Raw genomic sequence first — 12,792 nt, 5'->3', positions numbered from 1 at the left:
GGCGCGGCCTGGGAGCTCCTAAACGCTTCGGACGGCGCAGGACGCCGCGTCAGGCGAGGTAGTCCTCGACCAGCCGCGCGGCGACGCCGGTGTACGACGCGGGCGTGAGGTCCGCGAGGCGAGCGGCGACGTCGTCGGGCAGGCCGAGGCCCGCGACGAACTCGCGCATCCGGGCGGCGTCGACGCGCTGGCCGCGGGTGAGCTCCTTGAGCCGCTCGTACGGGTTCTCCATGCCCTCGACACCGGCGACGGACGCGGCGCGCATGGCCGACTGGACGGGCTCGCCGAGCACCTCCCAGTTGTGGTCGAGGTCGTCGGCCATGAGCGCGGCGTTGACGTTGAGCGCCTTGAGGCCGCGGCGGACGTTGTCGATCGCGAGCAGCGAGTGGCCGAACGCGGGACCGATGTTGCGCTGCGTGGTGGAGTCGGTGAGGTCGCGCTGCAGGCGGGACGTCACGAGCGTGGCCGACAGGGTGTCGAGCAGCGAGCACGAGATCTCGAGGTTCGCCTCGGCGTTCTCGAACCGGATCGGGTTGACCTTGTGCGGCATCGTCGACGAGCCCGTGGCACCCGCGACCGGGATCTGCGTGAAGAAGCCCAGCGAGATGTACGTCCACACGTCGGTCGCGAGGTTGTGCAGGATGCGGTTGAAGCGGGCGACGTCGGCGTAGACCTCCGCCTGCCAGTCGTGCGACTCGATCTGCGTGGTCAGCGGGTTCCACACCAGGCCCAGGTGCTCGACGAACGCCTTCGAGACCGCGGGCCAGTCGGCGCCGGGGACGGCGACGACGTGCGCGCCGTAGGTGCCGGTCGCGCCGTTGAGCTTGCCCAGGTACTCGGCGCCCTCGACGCGGCGCAGCTGGCGGCGCAGGCGGTGCGCGAGGACGGCGAGCTCCTTGCCCATCGTCGTCGGGGTGGCCGGCTGCCCGTGCGTGCGGCTCAGCATCGGGACCGCGGCGTGCTCGCGCGCCATGTCGGCGAGCTGGTCGGTCAGCGCGGTCGCGGCGGGCAGCCACACGTCGCGCACCCCGCCCTGCACCATGAGCGCGTACGACAGGTTGTTGATGTCCTCGGACGTGCACGCGAAGTGCACCAGCTCGCTCGCGGCCGGGAGGCTGGTCTCGCCGAGGGCCTCGGGCGCGGCGGCGATGCGGCGCTTGATGAAGTACTCGACGGCCTTGACGTCGTGCACGGTCTCGCGCTCGATGGCGGCGAGCTCGGCGATCTCGTCCGCGCCGAACGTGGCGGGGATCCGGCGCAGGTAGGCGATCTCGGCGTCGGTCAGCGTCGGGGCGCCGGGGACGACGGCGCCGGGGGCCGCCGTCGTGCCGTTGCACAGCGTGACCAGCCACTCGACCTCGACGTGGATGCGCGCCCGGTTGAGCGCGGCCTCGCTGAGGTGGTCCACCAGCGGCGCGACGGCGCCGCGGTAGCGGCCGTCGAGCGGCCCGAGGGCGATCGGCGGGGTGACGTCCGCGAGGTTGACGCGGGTCTGGACGTCGGACGGCGAGGTCTGCGGCGCGGGGGAGGTCACGGCCCACATTCTCCCATGGGCCCACCGAGGTGCTGTGAGCACGAAGACGGCCCGGTCCGAGTCCGCGAACCGGGCCGTCTTCGTGCTCGCAGCGGTCGGGGTGGTCAGCCGAGGAGCGGGTAGTTCCCGCGGACCGTGCCGAGCGGGTCGCGGGACCGCTTGAGGTCGCGCAGGCGGGCGAGCGCGGCGCCGTCGTACGCGGCCGCCGCGCTCTCGCCCGGGGCGAGGAACGTGGCGGGCTTGCGCATCGTGGCGTTCCCCGCGAGCTCGGCCGGCAGCGCCTCCAGCCGGTGCCCGACGGCGGTCGCCAGGCCGGGCTCGAACGCCAGGCCGAACGCGTACAGCAGGTACGGCTCCGAGATCGCGCCGAGGGCGCCCGCGTCGTCCGCCGGCGCGGCCAGGGCGCCGCCCAGGTGCCGCAGCTGGAGCATGAGCAGCGGCGCGACCGACATCGTGAACAGGCGCTCCACCGCCTCGTCGTCGATGCCGCGCAGCAGCTCGGCGCGCCCCTTCCCCGCGGCGGGGTCGGTCGGGTCGGCGGCGATGTCGCCGACGTCGGCCAACGCGACCGGGCCGATCGCGGCGTGGACGCCTGGCCCGAGGACGTCGGGAACGGCGGCGAACGGTGCGAGCAGGGTCCGGGCCTCGGCCGCGTCGCCGAGGTGGGCGGCGTGCACGACGACGACGGCCGGGGCGCCGGGCGCCTCCACCCGGGACAGCCAGACGCTGAGCTCGGGCGGTGCGGCGGCCGTGACCTCGCGGAACACCGCGAGCAGCTCGGCGGCGCGCGCGGCCGGCCAGGCGACCTTGCCGCCCGAGAACGCGGGCAGCTCGACCAGGTCGATCTCCATCGCCGTCACGACGGCCAGGTCGCCGCCCCCGCCGCGCAGCGCCCAGAACAGCTCGGGGTCGTCGGCCGCGGTGACGGTGACCTGCTCGCCCGCGGGGGAGACGACGTCGAACGACCGCACGTGGTCGGCCGCCAGGCCGTGGGCGCGGCTGAACCAGCCGAGCCCGCCGCCGAGGGTGTAGCCGACGGCGCCGACGCCGGGCGCGCTGCCGAGCAGGGTGGTGAGGCCGTGCGGCGCGGCGGCGGCCTGCACCGCGCCCCACGACGCCCCCGCGCCGACGCGGGCGGTGCGGCGTGCCGGGTCCACCTCGACGGCGTCGAGCGCCCGGGTGCGCAGCAGGACAGTGCCCGCCACGTCGCCCGACGCGCCGTGCCCCGTGGACTGCGCGGCGACGGTGAGCCCAGCGGCGCGCGCGTGCCGCACGGTGGCGGCGACGTCGTCGGCGTCGGCCGCCTCGACGACGGCCGCGACGGGCTGCCGGACGGCGAGGTTCCAGGGCGTGGCGGCGGCGTCGAAGCCCTCGTCGCCGGGCAGGAGCAGCCGGCCCGCGAGGTCGCTCGCGAGGGCGTGGGAGAAGGTGTCGGTCGAGGCCAGATCGTTCGAGGTCAGGGAGGTCATGCGGGCTCCTGGTCCGTCGGGCCGGTGTCGCACTCTCGTGGTTCGGTGTCACCGGCAGCGTGCGCTGTCACCTCTCTGACACGGCCCGACGAAGGAGTGTGACCGGTGAGCACGGATCAGTTCGCGGCAGGCCAGTTCACGGCGGACCAGTTCGAGGCGTTCCGGCCGCACCTGCGCTCGGTCGCCTACCGCGTGCTGGGTTCGACGGCGGACGCCGAGGACGCCGTGCAGGACGCCTGGGTGCGCGCGCACGCGGCGGGCAGCGCGGGGGTGGAGAACCTCGGCGGCTGGCTCACCACCATCGTCGGGCGAGTCGCGCTCAACCTGCTGCGCTCGCGGGCCACGCGCCGGGAGACGGCGTGGGACGGATCGGCGGGGGAAGGGCAGGCGTGGGACGGGCGCCTGCCGGACCTGCAGGTGGCGCCGGTCGACGGGCCGGAGGACCCCGAGCGGCGGGCGGTCGAGCAGGACGAGGTCGGCGCCGCGCTGATGGTCGTGCTGGACACGCTGGCGCCGGCCGAGCGCGTCGCGTTCGTGCTGCACGACCAGTTCGCGGTCCCCTTCGAGGAGATCGCGCCGCTCCTGGACCGGTCGCTCCCCGCCACGCGCCAGCTCGCCAGCCGCGCGCGCCGCAAGGTGCGTGACGCGGTACCCGCGCAGGACGACGTCGCGCGTCGGCGGGAGGTCGTCGCCGCCTATCTCGCGGCGTCGCAGACGGGCGACTTCGACCGCCTCGTGGCGCTGCTCGACCCCGAGGTCGTGGTGCGTCTCGACTACGGGCCGGGGGACCTGTCGCGCGTGCTGCGCGGCGCGCGGGCCGTGGCGGAGCAGGCCCGTCTGCACTTCGGCACCGCGCGGTTCTCGCGGCTCGCGCTCGTGGCCGGGTCGCCGGGGCTGGTCACGGTGCTCGACGACGGCACGGTCTACTCGCTGCTCGCGTTCACGGTGCGCGGCGGCCGGGTGGTCGGCATCGACATCCTGTCCGACGCCGACCGGCTCGTCGGGGTGCTGCCGTCGTAGCGGACGTCGGCATCGGACGTCGGTTGACGTCGCCGGCACCTGTCGTGCGGTCGGGAGCCTGTCCCCAGGGCGACGTCGTCCACAGGGTCGGGGGCGGCGGGCGGGCGTGGCGAGGGCGCGGCCTAGCGTCGCGGGCATGACCTCACCGGCTCCGCCCTTCTCGTCCCCGGCCCCCGACACGGGTGCCGCGCGTGCCACCGTCCTCACGGCGCACCGCGACGTCCTCGACGCCACGGCGAGCGCGCGGCGCAGCCTCGCGGTGGCCTGGGAGTCGACGGCGGCGGACCGGTTCCGCGACGACGTCGCCGCCCTGCTCGTCGGCCTCGACGCCGACCTGCGCCTCCTCGAGGAGGCGGCCGAGGTGCTGGCCCGGTGACGCGCGGGCTGCCGCCCGAGGAGACCCTGGACGTCCGGGGCGGCCGGGCCGTCTCCCGGGTCGACGCGGAGGCCGTGCACGGCGCTGCCGTGCTGCTCGACGCCGCGGCGGACCGGCTGCTGCAGGCCTCCCACCGGTGCCTCGGCGCCGCCGGGGCCCTGCGGGGCGCGGTGTGGGCCCCCGACCCGTGGTCACGACCGGCCCTGGCGCTGCCCGGCGTCCCGGAGGACGACGCCGCGGCTGCCGCGCGCCGGGAGACGGCGGCGGCCCGGCTGGACGAGGCGGGCGCCCGGCTGCGCGGGCGGGGATCGACGGCGGAGCGGTGCGCCCGCCGGCTGCGCTCCGCGGCCGGCCTGTACCGGGAGGCGGAGAGCCTGGCGCAGCGTGTCACCGGCGGTGCGGTCACGCTGCTGGCGGGTGCGGCGGGGGTCGTGCTCGGGCTCGGGGCGAGGCCGGTGCTCGCCGTCGCGTCCGTGGCGGACGCCCTGGACGGTGCGGCTGCGCGCGACGGCTCCCCGGCTCCGGCCGTGGCAGCGCCGGCGGCGGCCCGGCCCCCCGATCCGCCGACGGCTCCCGTGACGGCTGACGCCGGCGGGCGCCTCTCGGACGTCTGGCGGGCCGTCGCGCCGCTCTCCGACGAGGCGGTCGCGGGGCTCGCGGCGGGGCTGAGCGCCACCCGGCCGCTGACCTGGCAGGACCTGCGGCGGGGGATCGAGGAGGGCCCGGCCGCCGCGCTGGACCCCGTGACGCGCGGCGCGGCCTCGCTGTCCGACGTGGTGGCCGCGCTGCTGCCGGACTCCGTGCCGCAGGTGGTCGCCCTGACCGACACCGACCTCGCCGGCCCGCGGCCCCGGTGGGCCGACCGGCCGGCGGGCTCCGTCGCGGAGGCGCTCGCCCGCACAGCGGACCTCTACCCCCAGGGCAGCGGCATCGTCGACCGGCCCGCGGCCGGTGTCCCCGCCGGGACGCTCGCGGTGGAGGAGGTCGTGCACGGCGACGGCACGACGTCGTGGACCGTGCTCATCCCCGGCACGCAGCGGTTCCTGTCGTCCTCGAACCCGTTCGACGCGGCGACCGACCTGAGCCTCATGGCCCACGAGACGGCGGACGTGTCCGTGGCCGTGGAGCAGGCCCTCGACGCGGCGGGCGCGGCTCCGGACGAGCCTGTCGTGCTGGTGGGGCACAGCCTCGGCGGGATCTCCGCGGCGGCGCTCGCGGCATCACCGGGGTTCCGCGCGAGGCACCCGGTGGGCGGCGTGGTGACCGCCGGGTCGCCGACGGCGACGTTCGCGATCCCCGGCGGGGTGCCGGCGCTGCACGTGGAGAACGAGGAGAGCCTGGTCGAGAACGTCGACGGCCGGTCCCGCGGGGAGGGGCCGGCCACGGTGGACCGTGTCACGGTGGGGCGCCGGTTGCTGGACTCCGCCGACCCGGTCGACGTCGCGGCGGCCGGGAGCGTCTCCCTCGCGCACGCGATGCCCACGCACCTGCGCACGCTGTCGGCCGCGCAGCGCTCCGGGAACGTGCAGGTGGCGGGGGTGACGGGCCGGCTGGAACGGCTGCTCGACGGCACCCGCTCGCGCACCAGGTTCTTCGCGGTGCGCCGGGTGGACCCGGAGCCGCCCCTCGTCCTGGCGCCCGGCCCGGGCCCTGGCCAGGGGACGACCGTGCTCGGGACGACGTCGCCCCCGCCGGGGAACCCGACGGGGGCGATGCTGCACTGAGCGTGCCGTGCTGAGGATGCCTTGCGTCAGCCCTTCTTCGGCGCGAACGCGCCGATGATCGCCTGGAGCACGGCGAGGATGAGGGCGATCCACACGAACCACCAGAAGCCGCCGCTGACGTCGACGCCCCAGTCGCCGAACCACCCCTGGTCCGTGATCCAGGTGGTGAGCCACAGCACGCCGGCGTTGATGACCAGGTAGAAGAGGCCCAGAGTGAGGATGAGCAGCGGGATCGAGATGATGCTGACGATCGGCTTCACGAAGCTGCTGATGATGGTGAACACCAGTGCCACGCCGAGGACCGCCAGGATGTACTCGAGCACGTTGTCGCCGTCGTACGGGGGCAGGATCTCGAGGTTGGTGAAGATCAGGTCGCTCAGCCACAGCGCCACGGCCGTGACGAGGGTGCGGACGATGAAGTTCATGCCGCCATCGTGGCACGTCATGCCCCCGCGAGGCTGGCGCGACGCTCGGCGGCGCGAGGCTCGGCGTCCGGGTCCCGGCGCGCGGACGACGCGCGTAGGCTCGCCGGGTGAGCGAGTCCTCCGTCCTCGTCCTGCACGACAACCCCGACTGGCTGCCGCCGTTCGAGCGGGCCTTCGACCGCGCCGGAGTGCCGCTGGAACCGGTGCACCTGGGCGCCGTCGCCCTGGACCTCGCCGAGGAGCCGCCCCGGGCCGTGCACTGGTCGCGCCTCAGCGCGTCCGCGCACACGCGCGGGGTGCCGCACGCGCCGGAGGCCGCGCAGGCGGTGCTGTCCCGCGCCGAGGCCGCCGGGCGCCGGGTCGTCAACGGCACGCGGGCCGCTGCGCTCGAGGTGAGCAAGGTGCGGCAGTACGCCCTGCTGCGGGCCGCCGGGCTCGACGTGCCGCGCACGACGGCCGTCACGGACCGCGCCGCGCTGCGCGCGGCGGCGGAGCGGTTCGGGGCGCCGTTCATCACCAAGCACAACCGCGGCGGCAAGGGCCTCGGGGTGCAGCGGTTCGACGACGTCGAGACGTTCGCCGCCGCCCTGGACGCGGGCCTCCTCGACGAGCCCGTCGACGGCGTGTGGCTGCTGCAGGAGCTGCTCGTCGCGCCGGAGCCGTTCGTCACGCGGGCGGAGTTCGTCGGCGGCCGGTTCCACTACGCCGTCCGCGTGGACACCTCGACCGGGTTCGAGCTGTGCCCCGCCGAGGCGTGCGCGCTGCCGGGCGCCGACGGCGTCGCCCCGCCGCCGCTCTTCGCCCTGCGGCCCGAGATCACGGCCGAGCACCCGCTCGTCGAGCGGCTCGAGCGGCTGCTCGCCGAGCAGGGGATCGAGATCGCCGGGGTCGAGTTCTTCGAGACGGTCGACGGCCGCACCGTGCCGTACGACATCAACACGAACACCAACTACAGCCCGGACGTCGAGGGGGCCGTCGAGGTGCCGGCCGCGGACGCGATCGCCCGGTTCTTCGCCGGCCTGGTCCGCGAGCCGGTGACGGCGGGTGCGTCGGGCGCGCACTGAGCGGTGGCATCCTTGAACGCTGTGACCACCCCCGCTGACTCGTCGACCGTCCCCCTGCGCGCCGCCGTCGCCGCGCTGCCCGCCTACGTGCCGGGCGCGCGGCCCGCCGAGGGCGCGAAGCTGTGGAAGCTGTCGTCGAACGAGAACCCGTACCCGCCCCTGCCGTCCGTCCTCGAGGCGATCACGCGCGCGGCGGAGGAGACCAACCGCTACCCCGACATGTACGCCACGGAGCTGGTCGAGGCGCTCGCCGCGCACGTCGGCGTCCCGGCCGACCAGGTCGTCGTGGGCAACGGCTCGGTGGCCGTGCTCGGGCACGTGCTGCAGGCCGTCGTCGAGCACGGCGACGAGGTCGTGTTCCCGTGGCGGTCGTTCGAGGCCTACCCGATCGTCGTCGCCGTCGCGGGCGGCGCCGCCGTGACGGTGCCGGTGCGCGCGGACGGCCGCCTCGACCTGCCGGCCATGGCCGCCGCCGTCACGCCTCGCACGCGGGTGGTCATGGTCTGCACGCCGAACAACCCGACCGGGCCGGTGGTGCACGCCGACGAGCTGGAGGAGTTCCTCGCCGCCGTCCCGCGCGACGTGCTGGTGATCGTCGACGAGGCGTACCTGGAGTTCGTGCGCGACCCGCAGGCGCCCGACGGCGTCGACCTGCTGCGCCGGCACCCGAACGTCGTCCTGCTCCGCACGCTGTCGAAGGCCTACGGGCTGGCGGGCCTGCGCGTCGGGTACGCCGTCGCGGAGCCGCGCCTCGCCGCCGGCGTCCGCGCCGTCTCGACGCCGTTCGGCGTCAACCACGTCGCCCAGCGGGCGGCCCTGGCGTCCCTCGAGCCCGTGGCCCAGGACGAGCTGCGCGAGCGGGTGGACGCGCTGGTCGCCGAGCGTGACCGTGTCACCGCCGCCCTGCGCGAGCAGGGCTGGGACCTGCCCGAGACGCACGCCAACTTCGTCTGGTTCCCCCTCGGCGAGGAGACCCTGGCCCGCGCCGCCGAGGCCACCGCCGCCGGCGTCCTCGTGCGCCCGTTCGCCGGCGACGGCCTGCGGGTCAGCATCGGCGAGGTCGAGGCGAACGACGCCTTCCTCGCCGTCGCCGCGACCTGGCGCTGACGGCGGTCACCCCGCGCGCGACCTGCGGTGATGCGCTACCTTCCGGCTGTCCGTGAGGTCACGTCAATCGCAGGAGGACAGTCGAGTGAAGCTTCGTCGCGCCGTCGTGGGGGCTATGGCCACCCTCGGGATCGCCGTCGCCGCCCTGGTGTCGGCCGCCCCCGCCCAGGCCACCACCTGGGGCTGGAGCTGGGACAGCCGCGTCAACTGCTACGCGGGCACGTTCAACAAGATGGTCTCCCTGAACAACCAGGGGTACAAGGTGACGATCCGCGAGTACTGCGGCAAGCACGGGAGCGCCTCGAACCCCTACTGGTACACGATGCTCAGCTACTAGCAGGGGGGTCGGCACGGCCGCCATGAGGCGGCCGTGCCGGCACCGCCGCTACCGGGGCAGGTTCCGCAGGTTCGAGCGGGCCATGGACATGACCTCGCCCATGCCGCCGCCGAAGATCTGCTTCGTCATCGCGGTGGCGAAGCCGCGGATCTGGCCGGACGTGATGGACGGCGGGATGGACAGGGCGTTGGGGTCGGTGACGACCTCGATGAGCGCCGGGCCCTTGCGGTCGAGGCCGTCGGCGAGGGCGCGGCGCAGGTCCTTGGGGCGCTCCACGCGGACGGACGGGATCCCGACGGCGAGGCCGATGTTGCGGTAGTCCACCGGCGGGGAGTCGGTGCCGTACGACGGCAGCCCCTCGACCAGCATCTCGAGCTTCACCATGCCGAGCGTCGCGTTGTTGAAGACGACGACCTTCACCGGCAGGTCGTAGGTGCGGACCGTGATGAGCTCGCCCAGCAGCATCGACAGCCCGCCGTCGCCGGCGAGGGCCACGACCTGCCGGCCGGGCTCCGCGAACGCGGCGCCGATGGCGTGCGGCAGGGCGTTCGCCATCGACCCGTGGATGAACGACCCGATGACGCGCCGCTTCCCGTTGGGCGTGAGGTACCGCGCCGCCCAGACGTTGTTCATGCCGGTGTCGACGGTGAACACGGCGTCGTCGGCCGCCGTCTCGTCGAGCTGCACGGCCGCGTACTCGGGGTGGATGGGCGTGTGCTTCTCCACGTTGCGGGTGTACGCGCCGACGACCTTGGTCATGATCCCGGCGTGCTTGTCGACCATGGAGCGCAGGAACTTGCGGTCCTTCTTGCGCTTGATCAGCGGGTTGAGCAGCTTCAGGGCCTCGCCGACGTCGCCGTGCACGGGCAGGTCGAGGCGGGTGCGGCGACCGAGGTGGGAGGCGTCGACGTCGATCTGCGCGGTGCGCACGTCGGCGGGCAGGAACGAGTCGTACGGGAAGTCGGTACCCACCAGGACCAGCAGGTCGGCCGAGTGCATCGCCTCGTGGCAGGAGCCGTAGCCGAGCAGGCCGGACATGCCGACGTCGTGGGGGTTCTCGTACTGGATGATCTCCTTGCCGCGCAGCGAGTGGCCGACCGGCGCGGCCGCCAGGTCGGCGAGCTCCAGGACGGCGTCGCGGGCGTCGCGCGCCCCGGCGCCGACGAACAGCGTGACCTTCTTGGCCTGGTTGATGGCGTCGGCGAGGGCCTCGACGTCGCCGTCGTTCGGCACGACGCGCGCGGGGCACGCGCCGGGCACGAGGATCGGGGCGTCGTCGTCGGGCACGCGCTCGTCGGCGACGTCGCCCGGCAGGGTGAGCACGGCGACGCCCGGGGCGGCGAGCGCGTGCTGGATGGCCGACCGTGTGACCCGCGGCAGCTGGGCCGGCGACGAGATCAGCTCGGAGAACACGGACGCCTCGTTGAAGATGCGGTCCGGGTGCGTCTCCTGGAAGAACTGCGTGCCGATCTGCGCGCTCGGGATGTGCGACGCGATGGCGAGCACGGGCAGCCGCGACCGGTTGGCGTCGTAGAGGCCGTTGATGAGGTGCAGGTTGCCCGGCCCGCACGACCCGGCGCAGACGGCGAGCTCGCCCGTCACCTCGGCGTCGGCGGCGGCCGCGAACGCCGCCGCCTCCTCGTGGCGCACGTGCACCCAGTCGATGCCGTCGGTGCGGCGGACGGCGTCGACCACGGGGTTCAGGGAGTCCCCGACGATCCCGTAGATGCGCTTCACGCCGGCGGCGACGAGCTGGTCGACGAGGTGTTCGGCGACGGTGCGGGCCATGACGAGACCTCCTGATGACGGCGGCTGGTCCGTCTCGATCCTGCCTCCGACGCCGTGTTTCCGCAGGACGTCGGGGCGTGAGGTGGCACACCGTCCCTGGAGCGCGCGTCGTCCCCCTGCCTGCCCGCGTCCGGGGAACGACCCGCTCTGCTAGGTTCCTGGCGGGCTGCCGTCGGCCGCCTCGCCGCGCGCCGTTGTCGCGGACACGGCGGCATCCCGAGACGGAGGAGTGGCCCGATGGCAGAGATCGCGTGGCTGGTCACCGGTGAGCGGTCGGGACTGACGTTCCTCACCAGCCCCGACGGCGACCCCGCCGCGATCCGCGAGGCCCTCGGACGACTCGACGGCGTCTCGGCCGTCATGACCGCCCCACCCCAGCCGGGCTGGTACCGGGCGGTCTCCCGACTGGGCTACGTCTGGTACGTGCTCGTCGCCGTGCTCGCCTTCGCCGTGCTCACCGTGGCGTCCGACCTGACCGTGACCCGGACGCTGCTCTACTCCGTGCTCCTTGCCGCCGTCCTCGGGCCGATCACCGGCGGCGTCCTCGCCTCCGTGGCCCGCCGGCAGGCACGGGTCGAGGGTGCCGACGACGCGGCGCGCGGCGCCGCGATCGCCGAGCGCTCCCTGGTCCGCATCCCGCAGCAGGGGACCGTCGAGGCGGTCCGCACGATCGTCGCCGCGGACGCCGCGCAGGAGCCCCGCGTGCACGACCTCGCCTGGCGCACCAGCGCCGCGTACGACGTCGACACCGACCCCGAGGCGTCGACCGCGGCCGACGAGCTGTTCGACCTGCAGGACCGGATCTCCCCCGAGCCCTCCTGAGCGAGGTCGCCGCGTGCCTACGCTGACCGGATGAGCAGCGACGTGAGGAACATCCGGACCGCCCTCGAGAGCATTGCGCAGCCCTGGCAGCCCCACCTGCTGGCGAGCGTCAACGACTACGCGGTAAAGGTGGTCAAGCTCGACGGCGAGTTCGTGTGGCACACGCACGACGACACGGACGAGCTGTTCCTCGTGCTCAGCGGGCGGCTCACCATCCAGCTCCGGGACCGTGACGTCGTCCTCGGGCCGCAGGACGTGTTCGTCGTGCCGCGGGGCGTCGAGCACTGCCCGCGGGCCGACGGCGAGGTGCACGCGCTGCTCGTCGAGCCGACCGCGACCGTCAACACCGGGGACGCCGGCGGCGAGCGGACCGCGCCGCTGCGCGAGCTCGGCTGAGCACCGTGCCCTCGACGGCCCACGACCCGAGTGCCGCCTACGCGGCCCGGGCGCAGGAGTACACGGACCTGTTCGGCTCCATGGACGCCGTGCACGACGACGACCGGGCGCTCGTCGAGCGGTGGGCCGCCGGGCTGACCGGGCGCGTCGTCGACGCCGGGTGCGGGCCGGGGCACTGGACGGACTTCCTCGCCCGGCAGGGCCTCGACGCGGAGGGTGTCGACCTCGCGGAACCGTTCCTGGCCCTCGCCCGGGCGGCGTACCCCGGCGTCCCGTTCCGCCGTGCCTCGCTCGCCGACCTCGGCGTGCCCGACGGCGGCCTCGGCGGCGTGCTGGCCTGGTACTCGCTCATCCACACCCCGCCCGAGGCTGTGGCCGGCACGGGTGGGGACGGCACGGGTGAGGACTGCACGGGTGTGGACGACGTGCTCGCGGAGCTCGCCCGCGCCGTCGCGCCGGGCGGCGGGCTGCTGCTCGGGTTCTGCCGCGGCCCGCGCGTCGAGCCGTTCGACCACGCCGTGACGACCGCCTGGTTCTGGCCCGTCGACGAGCTGGCGGCGCGGGTCGTGCGGGCGGGGTTCGACGTCGTCGAGACGGCGGAGCGCACCGACCCGGGCGTGCGCCCGCACGGCGCGATCAGCGCACGGCGTCGGGCGGCGTCCGTGAAGCGCTCGACGATCGGCCGTGCGTCGCTGTCGCGGTAGGCGGTCAGCGCCGTGAACGAAACCTT

At 74.9% G+C, this 12,792-nt stretch carries 13 protein-coding genes; 9 read left to right on the top strand and 4 right to left on the bottom strand.

Translation table 11 applies throughout. From position 1 onward, the window contains the following. Positions 1-49: 49 nt before the first annotated feature. A complete protein-coding gene (gene purB, locus ACFQ80_RS09435) occupies positions 50-1,543 on the bottom strand; it encodes an adenylosuccinate lyase (RefSeq protein ID WP_430551550.1) in 1,494 nt (497 codons plus the stop codon). A 95-nt stretch (positions 1,544-1,638) separates the two neighbouring features. After that, the gene (locus tag ACFQ80_RS09430; RefSeq protein WP_430563464.1) at positions 1,639-3,003 is read right to left on the bottom strand and encodes an FAD-binding oxidoreductase; all 1,365 of its coding nucleotides are present in this window, start codon (positions 3,001-3,003) and stop codon (positions 1,639-1,641) included. 105 nt (positions 3,004-3,108) lie between these two features. Here ACFQ80_RS09430 and ACFQ80_RS09425 point away from each other — a divergent pair, with 105 nt between their 5' ends. The 3 genes from ACFQ80_RS09425 (at position 3,109) to ACFQ80_RS09415 (ending at position 6,123) form a co-directional block, all read left to right on the top strand. Next, entirely contained in the window at positions 3,109-4,023 is a 915-nt protein-coding gene (locus ACFQ80_RS09425; RefSeq protein ID WP_430563463.1) for a sigma-70 family RNA polymerase sigma factor, read from the top strand. Positions 4,024-4,159: 136 nt separating this feature from the next. Continuing rightward, positions 4,160-4,399 carry a hypothetical protein gene (locus ACFQ80_RS09420; RefSeq protein WP_430563462.1) on the top strand — a complete coding sequence of 80 codons (240 nt, stop codon included), beginning with the start codon at positions 4,160-4,162 and terminating at the stop codon, positions 4,397-4,399. Further along, positions 4,396-6,123: a hypothetical protein gene (locus tag ACFQ80_RS09415; protein ID WP_430563461.1), complete on the top strand. Its 1,728-nt coding sequence runs from the start codon at positions 4,396-4,398 to the stop codon at positions 6,121-6,123. Before ACFQ80_RS09420 ends, ACFQ80_RS09415 begins: the two co-directional genes overlap by 4 nt. Positions 6,124-6,149: 26 nt before the next feature. Here the strand turns inward: ACFQ80_RS09415 and ACFQ80_RS09410 are convergent, their stop codons facing one another. Then, on the bottom strand, positions 6,150-6,548 hold the full coding sequence (locus ACFQ80_RS09410) for a phage holin family protein (protein ID WP_429765549.1): 399 nt from the start codon (positions 6,546-6,548) through the stop codon (positions 6,150-6,152). 107 nt (positions 6,549-6,655) lie between these two features. On the opposite strand from ACFQ80_RS09410, the gene ACFQ80_RS09405 reads away from it, so the two are divergent. The 3 genes from ACFQ80_RS09405 (at position 6,656) to ACFQ80_RS09395 (ending at position 9,056) form a co-directional block, all read left to right on the top strand. After that, on the top strand, positions 6,656-7,612 hold the full coding sequence (locus ACFQ80_RS09405) for a RimK family alpha-L-glutamate ligase (RefSeq protein ID WP_430563460.1): 957 nt from the start codon (positions 6,656-6,658) through the stop codon (positions 7,610-7,612). Between the two features lie 21 nt (positions 7,613-7,633). Beyond that, positions 7,634-8,719 (top strand): histidinol-phosphate transaminase, encoded by a 1,086-nt coding sequence (gene hisC / locus ACFQ80_RS09400; protein ID WP_430563459.1) that lies wholly within the window; start codon positions 7,634-7,636, stop codon positions 8,717-8,719. Between the two features lie 85 nt (positions 8,720-8,804). After that, positions 8,805-9,056, top strand: coding sequence for a hypothetical protein (locus ACFQ80_RS09395; protein WP_430551557.1), 252 nt, complete (start codon positions 8,805-8,807; stop codon positions 9,054-9,056). A gap of 48 nt (positions 9,057-9,104) precedes the next feature. On the opposite strand, the gene ACFQ80_RS09390 is transcribed toward ACFQ80_RS09395, so the two are convergent. Then, positions 9,105-10,844 (bottom strand): pyruvate dehydrogenase, encoded by a 1,740-nt coding sequence (locus tag ACFQ80_RS09390; protein ID WP_430551558.1) that lies wholly within the window; start codon positions 10,842-10,844, stop codon positions 9,105-9,107. Positions 10,845-11,081: 237 nt separating this feature from the next. Here ACFQ80_RS09390 and ACFQ80_RS09385 point away from each other — a divergent pair, with 237 nt between their 5' ends. Genes ACFQ80_RS09385 through ACFQ80_RS09375 form a run of 3 tightly spaced genes read left to right on the top strand, consistent with a single transcriptional unit; the run spans position 11,082 to position 12,766 of the window. Continuing rightward, positions 11,082-11,666 carry a hypothetical protein gene (locus tag ACFQ80_RS09385; RefSeq protein ID WP_430563458.1) on the top strand — a complete coding sequence of 195 codons (585 nt, stop codon included), beginning with the start codon at positions 11,082-11,084 and terminating at the stop codon, positions 11,664-11,666. A 30-nt stretch (positions 11,667-11,696) separates the two neighbouring features. Beyond that, positions 11,697-12,062, top strand: coding sequence for a cupin domain-containing protein (locus ACFQ80_RS09380; RefSeq protein ID WP_430551560.1), 366 nt, complete (start codon positions 11,697-11,699; stop codon positions 12,060-12,062). Positions 12,063-12,067: 5 nt separating this feature from the next. Then, on the top strand, positions 12,068-12,766 hold the full coding sequence (locus tag ACFQ80_RS09375) for a class I SAM-dependent methyltransferase (protein WP_430563457.1): 699 nt from the start codon (positions 12,068-12,070) through the stop codon (positions 12,764-12,766). Positions 12,767-12,792 lie beyond the last annotated feature (26 nt).

This window comes from Isoptericola sp. NPDC056578, assembly GCF_042793275.1.
Classification (GTDB): domain Bacteria; phylum Actinomycetota; class Actinomycetes; order Actinomycetales; family Cellulomonadaceae; genus Isoptericola.
This window is presented reverse-complemented; position numbering and strand designations above follow the sequence as displayed.